Annotated in this window: 23 protein-coding genes and 1 pseudogene; 20 read left to right on the forward strand and 4 right to left on the reverse strand. The window is 37.3% G+C overall.

Annotation, left to right across the window (positions count from 1 at the left end):
* The first annotated feature begins 223 nt into the window (after positions 1–223).
* The 4 genes from yutH to thrB all read left to right on the forward strand — a co-directional run bounded on the left by yutH (position 224) and on the right by thrB (position 4898).
* Positions 224–1237 carry a spore coat putative kinase YutH gene (gene yutH, locus DS031_RS00640; protein ID WP_181832945.1) on the forward strand — a complete coding sequence of 338 codons (1014 nt, stop codon included), beginning with the start codon at positions 224–226 and terminating at the stop codon, positions 1235–1237.
* Positions 1238–1635: 398 nt separating this feature from the next.
* On the forward strand, positions 1636–2928 hold the full coding sequence (locus DS031_RS00645; protein ID WP_113803997.1) for a homoserine dehydrogenase: 1293 nt from the start codon (positions 1636–1638) through the stop codon (positions 2926–2928).
* 9 nt (positions 2929–2937) lie between these two features.
* Positions 2938–3996 (forward strand): threonine synthase, encoded by a 1059-nt coding sequence (gene thrC / locus DS031_RS00650; protein ID WP_113804324.1) that lies wholly within the window; start codon positions 2938–2940, stop codon positions 3994–3996.
* Positions 3993–4898: a homoserine kinase gene (gene thrB / locus DS031_RS00655; protein WP_113803998.1), complete on the forward strand. Its 906-nt coding sequence runs from the start codon at positions 3993–3995 to the stop codon at positions 4896–4898. The genes thrC and thrB overlap by 4 nt, the downstream gene beginning before the upstream one ends.
* Positions 4899–4976: 78 nt before the next feature.
* On the opposite strand, the pseudogene DS031_RS00660 reads toward thrB, so the two are convergent.
* A pseudogene (locus DS031_RS00660) lies at positions 4977–5198 on the reverse strand (NifU family protein); the annotation flags it as partial.
* A gap of 159 nt (positions 5199–5357) precedes the next feature.
* On the opposite strand from DS031_RS00660, the gene DS031_RS00665 reads away from it, so the two are divergent.
* Positions 5358–5684 (forward strand): YuzD family protein, encoded by a 327-nt coding sequence (locus DS031_RS00665; protein ID WP_113804000.1) that lies wholly within the window; start codon positions 5358–5360, stop codon positions 5682–5684.
* Positions 5685–5805: 121 nt separating this feature from the next.
* Here DS031_RS00665 and DS031_RS00670 read toward each other — a convergent pair whose 3' ends face one another.
* Positions 5806–7443 carry an FAD-dependent oxidoreductase gene (locus DS031_RS00670; RefSeq protein WP_113804001.1) on the reverse strand — a complete coding sequence of 546 codons (1638 nt, stop codon included), beginning with the start codon at positions 7441–7443 and terminating at the stop codon, positions 5806–5808.
* 213 nt (positions 7444–7656) lie between these two features.
* On the opposite strand from DS031_RS00670, the gene DS031_RS00675 reads away from it, so the two are divergent.
* The 6 genes from DS031_RS00675 (at position 7657) to erpA (ending at position 11526) form a co-directional block, all read left to right on the forward strand.
* A complete protein-coding gene (locus DS031_RS00675; protein ID WP_113804002.1) occupies positions 7657–7893 on the forward strand; it encodes a YuzB family protein in 237 nt (78 codons plus the stop codon).
* Positions 7894–8249: 356 nt separating this feature from the next.
* Positions 8250–9461 carry a NupC/NupG family nucleoside CNT transporter gene (locus DS031_RS00680; protein ID WP_113804003.1) on the forward strand — a complete coding sequence of 404 codons (1212 nt, stop codon included), beginning with the start codon at positions 8250–8252 and terminating at the stop codon, positions 9459–9461.
* 140 nt (positions 9462–9601) lie between these two features.
* Entirely contained in the window at positions 9602–9841 is a 240-nt protein-coding gene (locus tag DS031_RS00685; RefSeq protein WP_113804004.1) for a hypothetical protein, read from the forward strand.
* Positions 9842–9862: 21 nt separating this feature from the next.
* Entirely contained in the window at positions 9863–10717 is an 855-nt protein-coding gene (gene dapF, locus DS031_RS00690; protein ID WP_113804005.1) for a diaminopimelate epimerase, read from the forward strand.
* Positions 10718–10850: 133 nt separating this feature from the next.
* Positions 10851–11045 (forward strand): aspartyl-phosphate phosphatase Spo0E family protein, encoded by a 195-nt coding sequence (locus DS031_RS00695; RefSeq protein ID WP_113804006.1) that lies wholly within the window; start codon positions 10851–10853, stop codon positions 11043–11045.
* 127 nt (positions 11046–11172) lie between these two features.
* The gene (gene erpA, locus DS031_RS00700; protein WP_113804007.1) at positions 11173–11526 is read left to right on the forward strand and encodes an iron-sulfur cluster insertion protein ErpA; all 354 of its coding nucleotides are present in this window, start codon (positions 11173–11175) and stop codon (positions 11524–11526) included.
* Between the two features lie 87 nt (positions 11527–11613).
* Here the strand turns inward: erpA and DS031_RS00705 are convergent, their stop codons facing one another.
* On the reverse strand, positions 11614–12603 hold the full coding sequence (locus tag DS031_RS00705) for an NAD(P)/FAD-dependent oxidoreductase (RefSeq protein ID WP_113804008.1): 990 nt from the start codon (positions 12601–12603) through the stop codon (positions 11614–11616).
* A gap of 366 nt (positions 12604–12969) precedes the next feature.
* Between DS031_RS00705 and DS031_RS00710 the strand changes: the two genes are divergently transcribed.
* The 4 genes from DS031_RS00710 (at position 12970) to DS031_RS00720 (ending at position 15967) form a co-directional block, all read left to right on the forward strand.
* Positions 12970–14181: an NAD(P)/FAD-dependent oxidoreductase gene (locus DS031_RS00710; protein WP_113804009.1), complete on the forward strand. Its 1212-nt coding sequence runs from the start codon at positions 12970–12972 to the stop codon at positions 14179–14181.
* A 209-nt stretch (positions 14182–14390) separates the two neighbouring features.
* Positions 14391–14522: a YuiA family protein gene (locus tag DS031_RS23985; RefSeq protein ID WP_245947135.1), complete on the forward strand. Its 132-nt coding sequence runs from the start codon at positions 14391–14393 to the stop codon at positions 14520–14522.
* 188 nt (positions 14523–14710) lie between these two features.
* Positions 14711–15028 (forward strand): YuiB family protein, encoded by a 318-nt coding sequence (locus DS031_RS00715; RefSeq protein WP_113804010.1) that lies wholly within the window; start codon positions 14711–14713, stop codon positions 15026–15028.
* Positions 15029–15298: 270 nt separating this feature from the next.
* The gene (locus DS031_RS00720; protein WP_113804011.1) at positions 15299–15967 is read left to right on the forward strand and encodes a 3D domain-containing protein; all 669 of its coding nucleotides are present in this window, start codon (positions 15299–15301) and stop codon (positions 15965–15967) included.
* Between the two features lie 176 nt (positions 15968–16143).
* On the opposite strand, the gene DS031_RS00725 is transcribed toward DS031_RS00720, so the two are convergent.
* Positions 16144–16623, reverse strand: coding sequence for a divergent PAP2 family protein (locus tag DS031_RS00725; protein ID WP_113804012.1), 480 nt, complete (start codon positions 16621–16623; stop codon positions 16144–16146).
* A gap of 110 nt (positions 16624–16733) precedes the next feature.
* On the opposite strand from DS031_RS00725, the gene DS031_RS00730 reads away from it, so the two are divergent.
* The 5 genes from DS031_RS00730 to DS031_RS00750 all read left to right on the forward strand — a co-directional run bounded on the left by DS031_RS00730 (position 16734) and on the right by DS031_RS00750 (position 21091).
* Complete coding sequence (locus DS031_RS00730) at positions 16734–17132, forward strand: DUF309 domain-containing protein (protein WP_113804013.1); 399 nt, start codon at positions 16734–16736, stop codon at positions 17130–17132.
* Between the two features lie 10 nt (positions 17133–17142).
* Entirely contained in the window at positions 17143–18639 is a 1497-nt protein-coding gene (locus DS031_RS00735; protein ID WP_245947151.1) for a leucyl aminopeptidase, read from the forward strand.
* Positions 18640–18816: 177 nt separating this feature from the next.
* Positions 18817–20133: a Na+/H+ antiporter family protein gene (locus DS031_RS00740; RefSeq protein ID WP_113804015.1), complete on the forward strand. Its 1317-nt coding sequence runs from the start codon at positions 18817–18819 to the stop codon at positions 20131–20133.
* Positions 20134–20247: 114 nt separating this feature from the next.
* Entirely contained in the window at positions 20248–20844 is a 597-nt protein-coding gene (locus tag DS031_RS00745) for a sulfite oxidase-like oxidoreductase (protein ID WP_113804016.1), read from the forward strand.
* Positions 20845–20911: 67 nt separating this feature from the next.
* A complete protein-coding gene (locus DS031_RS00750; RefSeq protein WP_113804017.1) occupies positions 20912–21091 on the forward strand; it encodes a hypothetical protein in 180 nt (59 codons plus the stop codon).
* Position 21092: the final 1 nt, after the last annotated feature.

Consider the following 21092-nt stretch of genomic DNA (forward strand, 5'->3'; position numbering starts at 1 on the left):
AGAAGAAAATAATCTCTCATTAATATATGCAGATATAGGTAAAAGTATGAAATTTTTTTAGGAATTGATCGCTCTTTAATAAGAAATGATTCTTAGAATGAATCACTCAAAATTAATATGTCCATGTTTCGATATCGAATTCTTAAGGTGAATCTAGATACTTGGATGAACGCCTAGATTATTCATACATAAACTATTACAAATGGTCTTAGGAGTGAGGAGTGTGTTTATTCACGATATATATAAGCATTATGGGCTGTCTGCTGGAGGTCGTTTTCGACTTGCAGGTTATGAGGCGGCTGTAACAAATAAAGGAGTATTTATCATTGTTCCAGCAGATCACGTTTCAAAACCAATCATTGAAGAGTGGAAAATGATTGGCAGTCATCTTCAATATAAAGGGGAACGAAACGCAGCGCTTGTTTATTTAAGTAACCGTCAACAAGCTGTTACAACAATTGAGGGAAAAAAAGCAGTGCTGCTTCACTGTCAGTTTTCAGAAGCTAGACAGCATAACAGCTTAGCTGAGCAGCTTGCACTTTTTCACGAGAGAGGAAAAGGATATAGAGGAATTGAAAAAAACAGCTACCTGCCATGGAATAAACGATGGGAAACAAGAATTGATCAATTAGAGCACTGGTTAACAGAAGAAGTATCAAAACAGGAAAAGAAAGCAGTGTTTGACGAGGTATGTTTGCAATCTTTTTCTTATTTTCAAGGACTTGCTGAAAATGCGATTCAATATTTTGTTGATACTCAAATTGAACAGGGGTGGATTCAGGGCCAAGACTTAACAATTGCCCATCATCGCTTTCATGAACAGAGTTGGCTCTTCATTCCTCAGCTGAATCAACGCCTTAAATTACCTTTTCATTGGCTTATTGATCATCCAATGAGAGATCTTGCTGAATATATTCGACCAACCCTTTTGAAAGCTAACTCTTTTGACAAGAGTATGAGAATGATCCACCGCTATACAAAGCGATCACCGTTAACTTCAAAAGAGTATCGTCTCTTGTTTAGTCGGCTGCTTTTCCCGCTGTATTATGTGGAATATATAGAAGGGTATTATTCAAGCAAGGAAGATAAACAAAAGCAGTGGTATGCGAAAAAAATGAATGAATTACTAGAAAGAACGGGTGAAATGGAGGAAGCACTTAAAAAATTACAGCACCATTTCTCGCAGTTAACGTCCCTTCCAAAAGTTGAATGGTTAACAAAAAAAGCAGCAACATAATGCTGCTTTTTTGTTGGATAGTTTGTGAAAATATTCTAATTATTTGTTAATAAGATCAAAAGGGAAATTAGAGAAGCTGACAACTATTGGAGTAAATGGCGTTTTTTAATCTTCAAAATATTTTTACTGTTATTGAGTAAATGAGTAGTTTATGAGAAAATGAGAAGGTATGAGTGATCAGAAAACAAACCTTATCAACACCGCCGCATAAACTAGTATCATTAATTTTCAGAAGGTTAAAGCTATTTTAATACGATGAAAAACATTATAATTATGAATTATATGAAAATATCTCTTGTCATATGGGCGAAAGCTTACTATAATGTTTCGTAACAACAATTATGTCCACTATAAAAAGACACATGTTTTTTTAGGAGAAACACAAGGAGTGTGAGAAGATGATTGAAAAAGTATCAGTAGGATTATTAGGATTAGGAACTGTCGGCAGCGGTGTTGTACGAATGATTGAAGCAAACCAAGAAGAACTGCAGCATAAAGTGGGCTGCCCGGTGCATGTTGAAAAAATTTTAGTGAAAAGTTTAGATAAAGCACGTCAAGTTGAAGTTGATGAATCATTATTAACGACAAATGCAGAAGAAATCGTTGATAATCCAAATATTGATGTTGTAATTGAAGTAATTGGCGGGATCGATCTTGCCAAAAGTTATATTTTAAAAGCATTAAGCAATAAGAAGCACGTTGTAACTGCAAATAAAGATTTAATGGCTCTTCATGGTCATGAACTTTTAGCGGCAGCAAATGAAAATGGTTGTGACATTTATTATGAAGCAAGTGTGGCTGGCGGTATTCCAATTTTACGCGGTTTAGTGGACGGACTAGCTTCTGACCGCATTACAAAAATGATGGGGATTGTGAACGGCACAACAAACTTCATCTTAACGAAAATGAGTAAAGGTGAAGGAGCTTATGATGATGTATTAAAAGAAGCACAAGAGCTCGGTTTTGCAGAAGCAGATCCAACATCTGATGTAGAAGGCTTAGATGCAGCTCGTAAAATGGTGATTCTCGGTACGTTAGGCTTTTCAATGCCGCTTACATTAGAAGATGTATCAGTAAAAGGAATTTCACAAGTTGATCTTGAAGATATTGAATACAGCAAACAGCTTGGTTACACAATTAAGTTGATTGGTATTGCACAACGTGATAATGGAAGGGTAGAACTAAGCGTACAGCCGACACTTCTTCCAAACAGTCATCCGCTTGCTGCTGTAAACGATGAATACAATGCTGTTTATGTTTACGGGGAAGCAGTGGGAGAAACGATGTTCTACGGACCGGGAGCAGGACAGCTTCCAACGGCAACATCTGTTGTTTCGGATCTCGTAGCGGTAGTAAGAAACATGCGTTTAGGCGTAAATGGAAAGACGATTGTAAGTCCGCAGTTTGAGCGTGAGTTAAAAGCAGATGAAGAAATTCAAGCGAAATACTTCTTGCGCTTCTATGTAAAGGATGAAGCGGGAGCATTTACAAAAATTTCATCTCTATTTGCAGAGCATAATATTAGCTTAGAACAGCTTATTCAGCAGCCTGTAAAAGATAAAGATATGGCAGAAGTTGTCATGGTAACACACAATGCAAGCAAAAAGGATTATAATCAAGTATATAATCGTTTAAGAGATCTTGATGTAGTCTTTGAAGTAAAAAGCCACTACCGTGTGGAAGGAGAATAATAAGATATGTTGTGGAAAGGGTTATTACACCAATATAAAGATTTTCTACCTGTTACAGATCAAACACCTATGTTATCCCTTAATGAAGGAAACACACCGCTTATCCCTCTTGTAAGATTATCTGAGGAGTGGGGCGTTGAATTATATGCAAAATATGAAGGTGCCAACCCAACAGGATCATTCAAAGACCGTGGGATGGTAATGGCTGTTGCAAAAGCAAAAGAAGAGGGCAGTGAAGCAATTATTTGTGCTTCTACAGGAAATACTTCAGCGGCGGCAGCAGCTTATGGAACACGGGCTGGAATGAAAACAATTATTGTAATTCCTGATGGGAAAATTGCCTTAGGTAAGCTTGCCCAGGCGATGATCTTAGGTGCTGAAATTTATGCAATTGAAGGAAACTTTGATCAAGCATTACAGATGGTGCGAAAAATCAGTGAAACAGAACCCATTTCTCTTGTGAATTCTGTAAACCCTTATCGATTAGAAGGACAAAAAACAGGTGCATTTGAAGTGTGTGACCAATTAGGAGAGGCACCGGATGTGCTGGCAATTCCTGTCGGTAATGCTGGAAACATTTCTGCTTACTGGAAAGGTTTCAAAGAATATCATGAGAAAAAAGGAACAAAACTTCCTGAAATGCGCGGATTTGAAGCAGAAGGAGCAGCGGCGATTGTACGCAATCAAGTAATTGAAAACCCAGAAACGATTGCCACTGCGATTCGAATTGGAAATCCTGCAAGCTGGAATTTAGCTGTAAATGCAGCAAATGAATCCGGTGGTAAAATTGATGAGGTAACAGATGCAGAAATTTTAGAAGCTTATCAGCTGTTAACAGGAAAAGAAGGAATTTTTGCTGAGCCTGGATCAGCCGCTTCAATTGCAGGTGTGAAGAAGCAAATTGAATCTGGTGAAATTAAAAAAGGTTCAAAAGTTGTAGCGATTCTAACTGGAAACGGCTTAAAAGATCCGACGACAGCGATGGATATTATTGAAGCAAAGCCAACTGTTATTCCAAATGATGAAGCAGTCTTTCTTGAAAAGTTAAAAGGTTGTGTACGCCAATGAGCAGCGAAAAAATTTTAATTAAAGTTCCCGGCAGTACATCCAATTTAGGACCGGGCTTTGATTCAATCGGCTTAGCTGTGAATCGTTATTTAATATTAGAGGTAAGTAGAGCAGAGCAGTGGCACATTGAATCATCTACACCGGGACTTGAAAATCTTCCAAAAGGGAAAGAAAATTTAATTTACCAAGCAGCTGAAGTTGTTGCAAAAGATGCAGGTAAAGAATTACCTCCTTGTCATATTCACATGACAAGCGAGCTCCCGGTAGCGCGTGGACTTGGGAGCAGTGCAGCAGCGATTATAGCAGGAATTGAGCTTGCTGACTATTTGTTAGAGCTTGATCTTACAAAAACGCAAAAAGCGCGTTATGGCAGCCTGTTTGAAGGTCATCCAGATAACGTTTCACCATCTGTGTACGGAGGACTCATTATTGCAAGTCATAGCGAGGAAGAAACGAATGTTATTTCAGTTGGTCAGCCCGACATTGAAATGGTCGTTATGATTCCTTCGCATGAATTAAAAACAAGCGAAGCACGCAGTGTACTTCCAGATTCCCTTCCATATAAAGAAGCGGTAGAAGGAAGTGGGATTAGTAACGTGCTTGTTGCAGCAATGCTTACAAATGATTGGAAAACAGCTGGTAAAATGATGGAACGTGATTTATTCCATCAGCCTTACCGAATGAAGCTTGTTCCCGCTTTAAAAGACATTGTAGCATACAGTAAAGAACTTGGTGTCTATGGTGTTGTATTAAGCGGTGCTGGTCCTACAGTCATTTGTTTTGTCGAAAAAGGGCAGGGAGAAAAAGCGGCCGAAAGCTTAAGAAACGAATTTCCTGAATACTTATGTGATGTGGTTGTTCCTGATTCGAACGGTGTAGTAACGAGTGCAGCAGCAGAATAAAAAGATTGTGGAAAGTAAAAAAGGGTGACCCTTAAAGGGCACCCTTTTTAACGTGTTTAAAACACGAAATGGTTTAAATTAGAATACTTGCTCAATTTCTTTTACGCCAGGTACTTCTTCAAGAAGTGCGCGTTCAATACCTGCTTTTAATGTGATTGTAGAGCTTGGGCAGCTTCCGCAAGCTCCCATTAGACGAACTTTTACAATTCCGTCTTCGATGTCTACTAACTCAACATCTCCGCCATCGCGAAGTAAGAATGGACGCAATTTTTCAAGCACTTCTTGTACTTGTTCATGCATATTATCTTGTACTTGTTCAGTCATGTATATCGACTCCTTTCTATTCTATATTATAATGGTTATAAGATAAAAAATCTATCCGTTAAGCTCATGTTTTTAATAAATGGTAAAAAATGTGCATTTGCTGTAGTACAGCTGAAATTGTAAAGGAGAGGGAACATGGGAATTCAAGAAGTAGAAATTTTAGTGTATGGAGCGGAACAGCGCTGTGCAAGTTGTGTCAATTTACCTTCTTCAAAAGAAACGACAGAATGGCTAACAGCTGCCTTAGAGAGAAAATATAAAGATCAGCCCTGTGTCGTTCGGTATGTAGATATTTTTAATCCAACTGATGAAGTGGAAAAAGTATTTGCAGAACGCGTTATTGAAGAAGAGTTATTTTATCCAATTGTTGTTATAAAGGGAGAGATTATTGCAGAAGGCAATCCGCGGTTAAAAGATATTTATAAGGTGATGGAACAATACGGCTATAAACCAACAGAATGAATAAATGAAAACAATAAGAGATGTACACGTTAAAGGGTGACATCTCTTATTGTTTAGTTTCACGCACAGGATGCTTTTCTTAATGTCCAGCTGCGGGGCCTATTCCCCCTCTGCTTTTCTTTTACCCGCTGTGGTTTTTGTACATCCAAAGAATTCCGGATTTTAACAAACGCGGCACTCGTCCTGTCAGCGGGCGGTTTGCCATTACTCCAAAACCATGTTTTTTTCCAAGTGAACCGAGGACGCCTTTTAACTTAATTTCCGGAAGCTCAGGAAGCGCCTCATTATTCCACGTTTTTTGAAGAACTAACGCAATTTGTTCTCCTTGTTCCTCTGCTAATTGTGCACTTGGTGCATGAGGCAGGCTGGCACAGTCACCGACAACATAGACGTCTTCATACTTCGGAACTTGGTGGTGCTTATTTAAAACAACACGTCCGCTGTTGTCTTTTTCTACATCCATTTCGCGAACAATACGATTGGCTTGAATACCAGCTGTCCATACAATCTTATCGCAATAAACGGCTTCGTCATGATTGAAAAGTGTGTTTTCTTCAACTTTTGTAATATTTGAACGGTTATAAATTTCAACACCACGCTCAATAAACCAATTTTGAACATAGCTGCCAAGACGTCTTGGAAACATCGATAAAATGGATTCGCCTCGATCAAATAATTTAATCTTTAAATCCGGACGACTTTCGTGAAGTTCACTTGCAAGCTCAATGCCGCTTAATCCTCCGCCGACAATGCCAATTATGGCTTCCGGTTTAGCGTTGTTTAATGCTTGATATGTTTCTCTTGAAGCATCAATTGTTTGAATGCTGAGTGTATATTCATCTGCTCCAGGAACATTATGATACTTATCTTCACAGCCCAGTCCAATAATAAGCTTATCATAATCAACAGGTTCATCTTCTTTTAACAGCACTTGCTTTTGATTAAGATCAATTTTTGTAATCTCTCCATACTTGATCATCAAGCGCGGATCATCAGGGAATGAGACTCGGATATGTTGATCAGATGCAGTTCCCGCTGCTAAAGCGTAATATTCTGTTTTTAAACAATGATATGGTAAACGATCAATAAGTGTAATTTGAACATGATCAGGAAGATTTTTATCAAGGAGCTTTTGCATAATACGCATTCCTCCATAACCGCCACCGAGTAAAACGAGTTTTTCCATTGAATTGTTCCCCCTTTTGATTGCAATCGCTTCCAGTGAAGAAGAAATTAAACGTGTTATTTCACTGATAAAGCGCTGCTTTGTTTTCGCTTCTGTTGAAGTGGATAAAATATAATAAACATGACTATTTAAAATGTCACACCATGTTGTAAAATCAAGATTGTCATAAAACTCGCCTCGTTGTATTCCTCTATGAATTAGAATACCCCAAAGCTTGTGGAACGCTTCATCGTTTTTAATAACTTGTTTCCACATTTGTTCTGTTAATGAATAATCAATATGATAGTATGCAAATAAATGATTAAGCAGGGATTCGATTTGTTTTTGAATCGGCATGGTCACAATAAACCCTTTTTCTAATAACTCAAGCGCGGTATCAATGCGCTCTTGAGCAAGTTCAATCATAATTGACTTTTTGGTTGGAAAATGATTAAAAAAAGTTCCTTTTGCGACGTTTGCTTTTTTAGTAATTTCCTGCACTGTTGTATTGTTAAACCCTTTTTCCCGAAAAAGGGTAAGCGCGGCTTTTAAAATCTTTTGTTTTGTTTGTTTCTTGCGATCTGCCCGTTTCAATATATGTATCTCCTTTTACGACTTTAAAAGTTGATCATACTTTAACTGACCGTGGTCAGTTAAAGTATAGACGATCTCCTCTAAATTTACAACAAAAATTAATAGAGATTGTGGAAGGTGGAAGAAAGAGAGCCTTTTATAAAAAATTAATTTGGTTGACGGTTGTACTAGAAAACGATAGGATATGAACAGGATGAATAAGAGGTGAGAGTAATGAGGCCAATTATTGAGTTTTGTATTAGTAACTTAGCGAGCGGCTCGCAGCGCACAAGAGAAAAACTTGAAAAGGATCCTAATTTAGATGTCATTGAATATGGATGTTTAGGAAGCTGCGGGGAATGTTATCAAAATCCATATGCACTTGTAAATGGTGAGCTAGTCTCAGGTGAAACGCCCGAGGAACTTTATGATAACATTATTGATTATCTCGAAGAAAATCCAATGTTTTAAATACACAAATAGTGCTGTTGAAAAGCAGCGCTATTTTTTGTGCTTCCATGTTTAATAGACTGCGCAAAAGCATAATTTTTTAAATGAAATCCAATTGTATTTTAGGAAGTATGTTTTAAAAAATAAGAGTGATATTAAAGGAAGAAGAGCATGATTTTCGTTAATTTTCATGTTTTTTAAAAAAACTTTCGACAAATCTCTTGCTTTTTTAATGAAATCTGTTATGATTAATCTCGGGTCTTATGACAGACGTCTGACATCATTTTTAAATAAAAGTAAGCGGTTACTATAAGGCTTGAAAGGGTATAATTACTGTCGATTGTCTTGTGAAATCATTTGAAATAGGGGTGTTAATCTTGAACATCATTTGGGGACTATTAGGTATTTTTGTTATTTTTGCAATTGCCTTTTTATTTTCAACAAACCGTAAAGCAATTAATTTAAGAACAATTCTTGTAGGCCTTGTTATTCAACTTTTATTTGGATTTATTGTATTAAAATGGGAAAAAGGAAAAGAAGCGTTAGAAAGTGCATCTCTAGCCGTTCAAAACGTTATTAACTATGCCGGAGAAGGAGTTAACTTCTTATTTGGAGGACTGTTCGCAGCAGAAGGAATTGGATTTGTATTTGCCTTTCAAGTATTAACGATTATTATTTTCTTTTCTTCTTTAATTTCGGTTTTATATTATTTAGGCATTATGCAGTGGATTATTCGCATTTTAGGCGGCGGCTTATCATGGATGCTTGGTACAAGTAAATCGGAATCACTTTCAGCAGCAGCAAACATTTTCGTGGGTCAAACAGAAGCACCACTTGTTATACGTCCTTATATTGATAAAATGACAAATTCTGAATTGTTTGCGGTTATGACTGGTGGACTTGCTTCTGTAGCCGGTTCTGTATTAGTTGGTTATTCTCTATTAGGCATACCTCTTCCATATTTACTTGCAGCAAGCTTTATGGCTGCGCCTGCAGGATTGATTATGGCAAAAATGATTATGCCGGAAACGGAAAAATCTGAAACATCTGATGAAATTAAAATGGAAAAAGATGCTGAAACAGTTAATGTCATTGATGCAGCCGCACGTGGTGCTTCCGATGGCTTGCGCCTAGCGTTGAACGTTGGGGCAATGTTACTTGCATTTATTGCTTTAATCGCTCTTTTAAACGGTATTTTAGGTGGAATTGGCGGTTGGTTCGGTCTCGCGATTACGCTTCAGGATATTCTTGGATACTTGTTTGCACCACTTGCATTCGTAATTGGTGTTCCGTGGGCAGAAGCTGTACAAGCAGGTAACTTTATTGGTCAAAAACTTGTTCTAAATGAGTTTGTAGCTTACTCATCATTTGCTCCTGAAATTGCTAACTTATCTGACAAAACAGTTGCAGTCGTTAGTTTTGCGCTTTGTGGATTTGCCAATCTTTCATCATTAGCGATTTTATTAGGTGGTCTTGGCGGTCTTGCGCCGAACAGACGTAACGATATTGCACGTTTTGGAGTACGGGCCATTCTGGCAGGAACGCTTGCAAACCTTTTAAGTGCAGCAATCGCTGGTATGTTAATTTAAGTTAAGTTAGGGATAAAGGGTCTTCCGATAAATAGGAAGGCTCTTTTTTTTTTATTGTGTTATAAGAGAAAAATGTTATTATATTTAAAAAAGTAGCGTTAGGATTTAAAAATGTAACTGCTAAAAAAGGGGGCTGTTTGATGTATTCATTTGATCATACATGGCCATATGAAAAAGTAATGGGGGATATTTATTTACATCAATGTCCTTATTGTTGCGAAGAAAATGTACTAACTGGAATGAAAGAAAGAGACTTTGAAAAAGCAAAAGAAGAAATTAAAACCATTTTAATTATGCCTTGCTGCCATCAGAAAATGACAATTATAAAAGCTGATGATGATTACTTTTGGACAACAGAAGCACTTAGAGCTGCAAAATAATAGGAAAAAGGATGAAAAAAGATGAGAGAGCTGCGTTTTACGAAAATGCATGGATTAGGAAATTGTTATATTTACGTAAATATGTTTGAAGAAACATTGCATGAAGAGGAAATGCCAGAGCTTGCACAGAAAGTATCAGATCGAAATACAGGAATTGGTTCTGATGGGATGATTTTAATTTGTCCTTCTGAATCAGCACCAGTAAAAATGCGTATTTTTAATAGTGACGGCTCTGAAGGGAAAAACTGTGGAAACGGCTTACGGTGTGTGGCAAAATATGTATACGAACATGGAATGGTAAAGGAAACAGGTTTTCATATTGAAACATTGGGCGGTCTTGTTTACGCGCAAGTTTTTGTGGAAAATGGGATTGTAAGCAATGTCCTTATTGATATGGGGGAACCGCGTTTAAAGCGAAAAGAGCTGCCGATGAAGGATCGAGATGAGGAAACGGTTTTAAATGAAGTGCTGACAATTGATGAAGGAAGTTTTGCATTTACAGGTGTTTCGATGGGGAATCCTCATATTATTACGTTTGTTGAAGAAATTGAACAGGCTCCTGTGACAAGTGTCGGACCAAAATTGGAGAAACATGAGCTTTTTCCTGAAGGAGTAAATGTTGAATTTGTTGAGGTTGTTAATGAGACAGAACTTCATTTTCGTGTATGGGAGCGCGGCTCTGGAGTGACTCAAGCATGCGGAACGGGTGCCTGTGCCGCAGCAGTTGCCGCAGTATTAAATAAAAGAGCGAAACGAGATGAAGATATCATTGTCCATTTAGCAGGAGGAGATTTAACCATTCGCTGGACGGAAAAAGGCAATGTGTTAATGACAGGTGCTGCTGAAACGATTTGTACAGGAACATACTATATATAAAACGAGTCAAATTGGCTCGTTTTTTTAGATAAGCTAAATAATGGAAGTGTATATAAAGCGTTAATAATTGTAAAAGGTTACATAAAACTGTAAAATGAAAGTGTTCTTATACCTTAAAGCAGGGAGGGATCAGATGATTTGTTTGCAAAACGTAGACAGCTGTGAAAATTTTAAAATCAATCTTCAGGAATTTGAACGTTTGCGTAAAAAAATGATCCGTACAGCAATGCTTTTAGGTATGGACCATCCAGATGTATTAAAGTACAGTCAAGAGCTTGATAAGCTGCATAATATATTATTGAAAAAACAGCTTCAGGAGCAGAGCTAGTGTTTCCTTTTTGAAGGTATTTCTTAATTCAGCACCTCCTATGCGCTTTAAGTGTTTTCCTTGAGATAAGATGCCTAGATTTGTATACTATAGATAAGTGACTTTTTGAATTGGAGGGTGAGATAGTATGATCACCATTACGGAATCAGCGGGAAACCGCATTAAAGAAATGATGCAAGCAGAAGGTGTAAGTGATGTTTATCTTCGCTTTTCCATTAAAGGCGGAGGGTGCAGCGGTCTTTCTTATGGAATGGGATTTGATAATGAAGTAAAAGAAGATGATACAACAGTTGAGCAGCAGGGGTTAAAAGTTCTTATTGATGCGGACAGCGCATTAATTGTAAAAGGTACTGTTATTGATTATCAACAAAATATGATGGGTGGAGGATTTACAATTGAAAATCCAAACGCCATCGCAAACTGCGGCTGTGGTTCATCTTTCCGTACAGCGACGAACGAAGGTACGCCTGAAGAGTGTTAAAGTAAAAGAGAACAGCCCTTTTGTAGAAGGAAAGAGCTGTGGTGAAATTTTACCACAGCTCTTATTTATTTAGATAAGAAAGAAATTTTAAAACAAGCTTGTACTATGAAGCGGCTGCACGCGAGCTTTTGGATCAATGAGTGCTTTCGCATTATTAACAGCAGTCGGCGCTTCCCCAAAGCCTGAGGCAATTAATTTAACTTTTCCTTCATATGTGGCAATATCTCCTGCTGCATAAACGCCTTTTATATTTGTTTCCATTTTGGAGTTCACCACAATACAATTTTTTTGAATATCTAAGCCCCAATCTTTAATAGGTCCAAGCGAAGAAACAAAGCCGTAGTTAACGAGTAAATCGTCAATTTCCATTGTTTCTTGCTCTTTTCCTTTTACTTCCTGAAGAACCACTTTTTCTATTTTATGATTATTACCAATAATTTCTTTTACATTATAAGAAGTTTTTACGTTCACTTTAGAATTCATTAAGTTTTCAACGCTGTGCTCATGGGCGCGAAATTTATCGCGGCGGTGAACGAGTGTGACTTCCTTAGCGATCGGTTCAAGCATTAGTGCCCAGTCAACCGCAGAATCTCCTCCACCGAGTACAACGACACGTTTACCAGCAAATGCATTTAAATCATTTACAAAATAATGAAGGTTTTTATTTTCATATTGCCCGGCATTATCTGTTTCAATGCGGCGAGGTTGAAAAGCACCAACGCCCGCAGTAATGATAACAGCTTTTGTATAGTGAATATCATTTGTATTTGATGTTAATTTGAAAACGCCTTCACCTTTTTCAACTAGTTGAACGGATTGTTCTAGTACAACTGTTGGATTAAATTGCATCGCTTGTTTTTTTAAGTTGTTAACAAGTTCTTGAGCAAGTATTTTTGGAAAGCCGGCAACATCATATATGTATTTTTCAGGATATAATGCAGAGAGCTGTCCTCCTAGCTGCGGCATACTTTCAATAATTTTTACTTTCATTTGGCGCATTCCGCCGTAAAAAGCAGTAAATAGACCAACTGGGCCTCCGCCGATAATGGTAATATCAAATACATCTTGTTTATTCACAGTTCTTATACCTCCATCTGCAAATTATAGTTGTTTCTATTATAAGTAAGGGTGTCTGAATATTTATCCTTTAAATAACAGAGAGAACAGAAAAATTTCACTGACAGCATGCCATACCTTTAAATAAATTCGTCATTACATTACCTATCCCTGCAATTTTTTTAAAAGAGGGTTGAAAAATACGAGCAAAAGGAATAATATTGAGTGTGTACATTATTATATAATTTATTGTTGTCTAACGTCTTTTGGTGTAGGTGTGTTTTTTTTTAGCAAAGAACGTGAAAAACGTAACAATCTTTGTAGGTTTTCTTTCAGCCTTAGGGGAATACTAATGTTTAAAAAAATGAATAGGTGGGTGTGAGTGTAGTGAGTACTCCAAAAATTGTTATCTTAGGTGCAGGTTATGGCGGAATGATGACCGCTACTCGTCTCCAAAAACAAATGGGGGCAAACGAAGCGGAAGTAACGCTTGTAAACAAGCACAATTATCATTATCAAACAACATGGCTGCATGAACCAGCAGCAGGAACGCTTCATCATGATCGTACACGTATCGCGATTGAAGATGTAATCGACAAAAACAAAGTGAAGTTTGTGCAGGATACAGTTGTTGAAATTAAGAAGGATGAGCAAAAAGTTATTCTTAAAAATGGCGAATTAACATACGATTACTTAGTAATTGGACTTGGTTTTGAGCCTGAAACTTTTGGTATCAAAGGGTTAAAGGAAAATGCATTCAGTATTCGCAGTGTTAACTCTGTTCGTAAAATTCGTGAGCATATTGAATATCAATTTGCAAGCTATAATAACGATAAAGAAAAACAAGAAGAGCGCTTAACATTTATTGTTGGTGGTGCAGGTTTCTCTGGAATTGAATTTATTGGTGAATTAGCTGACCGTGTTCCTGAGCTTTGTCATGAATTTGATATTGATCGTGAAAAAGTTCGCGTTATTAATGTTGAAGCAGCGCCAACCATTCTTCCTGGTTTTGATCAAGAGCTTGTTGATTATGCAAAAACATTGCTTGAAAGCAAAGGAATTGAATTTAAGCTTGGTACAATGATTAAAGAATGTAAAGAAGATGGCGTTGTATTAAGTAAAGATGATCAGCTTGAAGAAATTAAGGCAAATACAGTTGTTTGGACTGGTGGAGTACGCGGGAACTCTATCTTAGAAAAGTCTGGATTTGAAGCAATGCGCGGACGTATCAAAGTAGAAAAAGATCTTCGTGCTCCTGGCTTTGACAATGTATTCGTTGTCGGAGACTGTGCGTTAATTATTAATGAAGAAATCGATCGTCCATATCCGCCAACAGCGCAAATTGCAATTCAACAGTCTTACACATGTTCACACAACTTACTTGCGTTAATTCGCGGCGGTCACCTTGAGTCGTTCAACTACTCATCAAAAGGTACAGTAGCATCTCTTGGTAAAGGCGAAGCGATTGGTAAAGTAGGAAACAAACACTTATATGGTGGTACTGCGTCAGCAATGAAGAAAATCATTGATAATCGCTATTTATTCCTTCTTGGCGGACCTAGCTTAGTGCTTAAAAAAGGTAAATTAAAATTATTTTAATGTGTAAAAGAGTAAAGGTTTTTTCCTTTACTCTTTTATTTTGTCCAATAATGTTTAAAAATTCTAAAAAGTAAGTAAACAGAAGAAAAAATAATATGTATTCGCTTACATGAACCATAATGATTCCTATTAATCCTTTTCAATTCCAGACGATTTTGATAATATATTTTCAGAATATTTTAAAATATATAAATAGAGGTGAGATTGGATTGACGGTAAAAGAGAAAAAACAATTAAAAACAGAGGCTTGTCCATATTGTGAAGGAAAAGGTTATTTTCAGCTGATTTTAGGAGGATCAGAAACATGTGCCAACTGTGAAGGAACTGGAAAAAACGTATAAACTGATCTAATAAAACATGCCAGTGGGTTTGTTTTTTTCTTTTTATATTTTTTACATGAGAAGTGCGCAGTTTATGTATGATATGCAGCAAATGGTAAAAGGTCACAAAATAGAAGGAATTGTCCTCTTTAAGCCGTTGACGAGGTTTTTGGAATCGAGTAAACTAACATTGATATGGGGGTGAAAACATGCAGCTTCCACAATTAATCATATCAATGTTTTTGTTCATTGTATTATTTTTTGGAATCGGCTTCTTGTTAAATATGCTGCTGCGTTCAACATGGATAATGGCTGTTATTTACCCGGTCGTTGTCATTATGATTATTGATAAAATTCGCTTTTATGAATATTTTGTAAATCCCGGTCAATCTTTTTCGGCACTTGGAGAACGCTTTCTAGCTTTAGCTGCTGCTGATGTTCTTATTTTAAGCTGTGGTTTATTAGGTGCTGTTGTGGCTGGAATTGCTATTCGCGCACTTCGCGTGAGAGGATATCAAATGTTTTAGAAAGACTTCCGAATAAGGAGGTCTTTTTTTAGTTGAGAAAGTCTAAATTTTGGTGAACAAGTCGCTTGCGCTTTTTTATTGTCCAGCTGCAAGTGCCATTGGCTCGAGTCATTTTATTTTCCACTACGAAGGCAAAAGGCGCCTTCTATGTAAAAAATTAAAACGCTTGTTGCCAATACCCAGGCACTTTTCGCTTTTTTCCTTTTCACGACCTTTTTGAATAAATCTTTTTCTTTTAGGAAAGGATTAGTCAATGAAGGGAGTGAAAGGATGGAAATTGTTAAAACAATTATGCGCAGAACCTTGATGAGTTTCTTATTTTTCATTGCCCTATTAACGACTTATACTGCTATTACTGGTGTCGAAATAAGAGATTTATCAGAATGGGTCTCAGAACAATTACCCTTTAAACAAGGTGAGCGGCTAAATAAAGAACAATCCATCATAAGCTTGAAGAACAAAGTATATGCTGAAGAAGTGAATGTAGGACCTGTCACACTTGAAGAGTCTGTTGATTGGGAACAGTACCCGAAACATACTGTTATAGCAACAGGCTATACGGCAGGTGTGGAATCGACAGGAAAAGCTCCTTCTCACCCTGCTTACGGCATCACCTATTCTGGTGTTAAGGTGCGAAGAGATTTGTATTCAACGATTGCTGCTGATCCGACGATTTTTCCGATTGGAACCATTTTGTTTATTCCAGGTTATGGGTATGGTGTAGTAGCTGATACAGGTTCTGCTATTAAAGGAAATAAAATTGATTTGTATTTTAATACTGTAAAAGATGTGTATACAAATTGGGGGAAAAGGGAAGTAACTGTTTATCTTGTTGAGCAAGGAGAAGGAAGGCTTAATGAAGAGGAACTGCTTGCCTTAAATGAAGAGGAATCCATGCAGGTCTTTCGCCAGCAATATTTACAAACAGAAGCTCAATGATCAGGTGATCATTGAGCTTCTGTCATTCATTAAAGAGGCAAAAAATCAGGATAAATGAAGTGTGCAAACTTATGTAATACTTAAGCTGGTGTTTGCCATAGAATCATTTTTTACTGCTGAATAGAGAGATGTGCTGCTTTGTTCAAATGCTTTCAATCAACACAGGGGATATAAATCTATATTCGGAAAAAATAATGAAGAAGCAGTGTGAAAATAATGCCGAGTAACCCCCCGACCAATACTTCAATGGGTTGATGACCGAGTAGTTCTTTTAATTCTTTTTGTTTCTCGCGTTCTTCTTTTTTTTGCCAAGCTTTTGCTTCTTCGACAAAATAATTAAAATCAGCAATTAATCGATTAATGACAATGGCTTGTTCTCCTGTTTGGCGGCGTACCCCTGTTGAATCAAACATTACAATAACGGCAAATACAACAGCTACGGCGAAGATGGGAGAAGCTAATCCTTCTTCAAGTGCTACACCTGTTGCAAGTCCAGTTACTGCAGCAGAGTGAGAACTTGGCATCCCTCCTGTACTGTTTAAGAGCGACCAGTCCATTTTTCTTGTTGCGATAAACGTAATTGGTACTTTTAAAAATTGTGCTAAAAAAATCCCCGCTAATGCGGCCCAAAGTGGGAAATTAGTAAATAGCTCCATTATACAGTATCTTCTTCCTTTCTATTAGAATTTGCTCTATATCCATGGATTACCCTGCTGTTATCGTTGTTAACCGTAAATATGATATGATAAAAGCGGAGGAGATGAACATGAGTAAATTTCCGTATCCCATCGAATACTATGAATTTTTTGTTCAATTTAATGAAGGAAATTATTATACATGTCATGATCTGTTAGAAGAAATATGGATGACAAACAAAAGTAACCTATTTTTGAAAGGTCTCCTGCAAATGAGTGTTGCCTTATATCATTATAGTTATGGAAATGTAAAAGGAGCTCGCTTAATGATGAATACGGCTTATCGGTATTTAGCTCCTTATCGACCGTCTTTTTGGGGAATAGACGTTGCCGACTGTTTAGAATTTATTGAAAATTGCCTTCTTATTATACCACAGCATATAGAAATGGTTCCATTTGAAGAGGTAAAGGAGCTTCCTTTGCTGCCTTCTCTTATTCTTTATTTAAATTCTAATGAAAAGAGAAATTGAGGTGTTTGAATTGTTTACAATCAAAGAAAGTATTGAATGGTCACTGAAAACGGAAGCACTTGTCATTGGTCTCTATCAAGATCAAAAGAAACTGTCAGGCGTTGCTGAAGAAATTGATGCGCTTCTTGATGGGTATGTGACCGAATATTTACGCGATGGAGAGGTGCGAGCAGAATTTAAAACTGTTTCAAAAGTGCATACATTAGGAAAAATAGGTGCAAAACGAATTTATTTTGTTGGATTAGGAAAGAAGCAGCAGTTAACAGCAGAACGGATATCTCAAGTATTTGGAAAGCTTACAAAAGTATTATATAACGATGAAATAGAAGAAATGTCTCTTCTCTTCGATTCTTTTCAAGAAAATCATCTCAATCGTACAAAACACCTTTCAAAAGCAATAGCGGAATCAATTTTATTAGCGTCTTATCGGTTTGCTGATTATAAAGAGAAAGATAATCGTCTTATAAAAAAGCTTGAACAAGTAACGATTTATAGTAAGCAAAATAAAGAAGATCTTAAACAAGGGTTAAAAAAAGGAGCGGCGTATGGAGAGGGAACGAATTTTGCGCGTACCCTTGTTAATATTCCCGCTAATTTATTAACACCAACCGATTTAGCGGATTATGCACAAGAAATTGCTGAAAAGTATGAGATGGAAATTGAAATTCTTGAAAAAGAAGAGATGGAAAAGCTAGGTATGGGGGCGCTTCTTGCTGTTAATCAAGGAACAGATCAGCCTCCAAAAATGATTGTCTTGAAATACCAAGGACGTAAAGAATGGAATCAAGTTGTCAGCTTTGTCGGAAAAGGTGTTACATATGACTCCGGTGGACTAAGCATTAAAACGCGTGAAGGCATGATTGATATGAAAAGTGATATGGGAGGGGCCGCAGCGGTGCTCGGAGCAATGGATGTGATTGGGAAGTTAAAACCGGAAATCAATCTTCTTGCGGTTATTCCAACTGCCGAAAATTTAATTAACGGCAGCGCTTTAAAGCCGGGGGATGTTATTACATCGTTAAGCGGCAAAACCATTGAAGTATTAAATACTGATGCAGAAGGACGACTTATTTTAGCTGACGGAATTACATATGCAAAACAGCTTGGTGCGAATTATTTAGTTGATGTTGCAACACTTACAGGAGCTGCTGTTATTGCCCTTGGAGAATCAACAACAGGGGCCTTAACAAACAATAAAGAATGGTACGAAAAAGTGGAAAAATCAGCTGAAGTGGCAGGAGAATATATGTGGCTTTTGCCAAGCTTTGATTTCTATAAAAAAATGGTGAAGTCAAGCAGTATTGCTGATTTAAACAATTCACCAGGGCGACCAGCAGGCGCCATTACAGCAGGACTCTTTTTAGGTGAATTTGCCGGCGTCACCCCATGGGTTCATCTAGACATTGCAGGACCTTCCTATACAAAACGATCTTCAGATTTAAATCCAAAAGGCGGTACAGGAGTAATGGTACGAACGCTAGCTGAATTAGCGCTAACCTTCTCCTAGACAATAAAAGTGATCGATTCATTCGTTGAGTCGATCGCTTTTTTTACTATCTTAAAACAGGCGCAATTCTGACTATTGCTTATTATATTGACACCTTTATTATTGCATGATAATTTTATTGAGTCTTTAATAATTTATCAATTTATCAAACTAAAGGATTTTGGAGGTTTCAATAAAATGAATGCAGTATTGATTGCCGTATTAGTAATGCTTATTTTAAGCTTAATGCGTATACATGTCGTTCTTGCTCTTGTTGTAGGAGCAATAGTAGGCGGACTTGTAGGTGAGTTAAGTTTAACAAATACCATTGAAGTATTTAGCAGCGGGCTTGGAGGCGGTGCTGTCGTTGCACTAAGTTATGCGTTATTAGGTGGGTTTGCAGTTGCTGTTTCAAAAACAGGATTACCGAATTTAATGGTTGACTATGCTGTTAAGATGTTAACAAAGAAAGGTGAATCCCATAAAAAAACATTATCAAAAGTGCTGCTTTTATTTATATTATTAATCATTTCGTGTTTTTCACAAAATGTTATTCCCGTGCATATTGCTTTTATTCCGATTTTAATTCCGCCTTTATTAAAAGTGTTAAATGAATTGAAAATGGATCGTCGTGCAGTGGCAGCCGTGATTACGTTTGGTTTAACTGCGCCTTATATTTTACTTCCAGTTGGTTTTGGGAAGATTTTTCATGAAATCTTACAATCGAATATGGCAGATAGCGGACTAGTCGTTGAGTTATCGCAAATTCCAACAGCTATGCTGCTTCCGACAGCTGGAATGGTTGTTGGTTTACTAGTTGCCGTTTTCTTTACATATCGTAAAGAAAGAAGCTATGAAAATATAGAGTTAACAACAGAACAAAAAACGGTTTCGTATACACCAAGATCCATTCTTTTCGCTCTTCTTGCAGTTGCTGCGACACTTGTTGTGCAGCTTCAGACAGATTCAATGATTATTGGAGCTTTAGCAGGTATTATTATTATTTATTTCAGTGGGGCCATGAAAGTTCGTGAGTCAGAAGAGATTTTAACGGACGGCATGAAGATGATGGCATTTATCGGTTTTGTCATGATTGCAGCTTCGGGATTTGCATCCGTGCTTCGTGAAACAGGGCATGTTGATTTATTAGTTGAGCAGGCTGCGGCCATTATTGGAGAGAATAAAAGCCTTGCTGCCATCCTAATGCTTGTTATTGGACTGTTTATTACAATGGGGATTGGTTCCTCATTTTCAACAATTCCAATTATCGCAACGATTTATGTACCGCTTGCAGTGGAAATAGGCTTTAGTCCAATGGCAACTATTGCGCTTGTCGGAACAGCGGCAGCACTTGGTGATGCAGGTTCCCCGGCATCAGATAGTACGCTAGGTCCGACTGCTGGATTAAATGCTGATGGACAGCACAATCATATTTGGGATACGTGTGTACCAACATTTATTCATTACAATATTCCGCTTATTCTTTTTGGTTGGCTTGCTGCTATTATATTATAAATGTGATTAAAAAGAGGCTGGTTTTATAGAATCAGCCTCTTTTTATGGTTTATAATGGTGAAAACAGGAAAGATATAAAAGAAAAAATAGATGATGGGAAAAGAGGTGAGAGTTATGTTTTTTGGCAGTAAAAGAAAAGAGAAAAATAATGATCGTCTTCCACCAAATCAACGTTTAACAGAAGGGTGGCCTGTTCTTCATCACGGGAATGTTCCTTACTATAAATCACTTGAGAAGTGGGATCTTAAAATTTTTGGCTGTGTTCAACAAAATAAAGAGCTAACGTTTAATGAATTAATGAATTATCCGCAAATTCAGGTTCGAAATGACATTCATTGTGTAACAGGTTGGTCAAAGTTCGATAATGTATGGGAGGGGGTCTCTGTTAAAGCGCTTATAGAGGACATGAGTCTTTTGCCAGAAGCGAATTATGTAATTCTTCATGCAGAAGAAGGGTGGACAACAAATTTGCCGATCGAGGATTTTCTAAGAGAAACTTCTCTTCTTGCTCATTCGCACAGCGGAGAGCGGTTAACCCCTGAGCATGGCTTTCCGCTTAGGGCTGTTGTGCCGCATCTTTATTTTTGGAAAAGTGCAAAATGGCTGCGCGGCATTGAATTTGCAGCATCAAATACACCGGGTTTTTGGGAAAGAAATGGTTATCATATGTATGGTGATCCTTTTAAAGAAGAGCGATTTAGCTGGGACTAACATGATGCATAATCCTCGTCCCCATTAAATAAGATAGTACCACACTAAAATAACGGGGAGATTTGTTATGCAAATTCACTGTGATGGCTGTGGAAAAGTAATGAATGAACATGAAATTCTTCATATGGTGAATCTAGGTAAATGGTATTGTGGTCATAGTTACTGTTTAGAGAACTTAGAAGAAAAACTTAGTGCTGTTCGATTTATTGAATGGGCATGGATGTGGGGTGATGGCTGGGAAGTATAAA

This window comes from Bacillus taeanensis (assembly GCF_003318295.1).
GTDB classification, from domain to species: Bacteria; Bacillota; Bacilli; order Bacillales; family UBA6769; genus Maribacillus; species Maribacillus taeanensis.

Coding starts and splice junctions, on each gene's coding strand:
- DS031_RS00645 (WP_113803997.1), top strand. CDS start 1,636: ATGATTGAAAAAGTATCAGTAGGATTATTAGGATTAGGAACTGTCGGC.
- thrB (WP_113803998.1), top strand. CDS start 3,993: ATGAGCAGCGAAAAAATTTTAATTAAAGTTCCCGGCAGTACATCCAAT.
- DS031_RS00665 (WP_113804000.1), top strand. CDS start 5,358: ATGGGAATTCAAGAAGTAGAAATTTTAGTGTATGGAGCGGAACAGCGC.
- DS031_RS00675 (WP_113804002.1), top strand. CDS start 7,657: ATGAGGCCAATTATTGAGTTTTGTATTAGTAACTTAGCGAGCGGCTCG.
- DS031_RS00685 (WP_113804004.1), top strand. CDS start 9,602: ATGTATTCATTTGATCATACATGGCCATATGAAAAAGTAATGGGGGAT.
- dapF (WP_113804005.1), top strand. CDS start 9,863: ATGAGAGAGCTGCGTTTTACGAAAATGCATGGATTAGGAAATTGTTAT.
- DS031_RS00695 (WP_113804006.1), top strand. CDS start 10,851: ATGATTTGTTTGCAAAACGTAGACAGCTGTGAAAATTTTAAAATCAAT.
- erpA (WP_113804007.1), top strand. CDS start 11,173: ATGATCACCATTACGGAATCAGCGGGAAACCGCATTAAAGAAATGATG.
- DS031_RS00715 (WP_113804010.1), top strand. CDS start 14,711: ATGCAGCTTCCACAATTAATCATATCAATGTTTTTGTTCATTGTATTA.
- DS031_RS00720 (WP_113804011.1), top strand. CDS start 15,299: ATGGAAATTGTTAAAACAATTATGCGCAGAACCTTGATGAGTTTCTTA.
- DS031_RS00725 (WP_113804012.1), bottom strand. CDS start 16,623: ATGGAGCTATTTACTAATTTCCCACTTTGGGCCGCATTAGCGGGGATT.
- DS031_RS00730 (WP_113804013.1), top strand. CDS start 16,734: ATGAGTAAATTTCCGTATCCCATCGAATACTATGAATTTTTTGTTCAA.
- DS031_RS00740 (WP_113804015.1), top strand. CDS start 18,817: ATGAATGCAGTATTGATTGCCGTATTAGTAATGCTTATTTTAAGCTTA.
- DS031_RS00745 (WP_113804016.1), top strand. CDS start 20,248: ATGTTTTTTGGCAGTAAAAGAAAAGAGAAAAATAATGATCGTCTTCCA.
- DS031_RS00750 (WP_113804017.1), top strand. CDS start 20,912: ATGCAAATTCACTGTGATGGCTGTGGAAAAGTAATGAATGAACATGAA.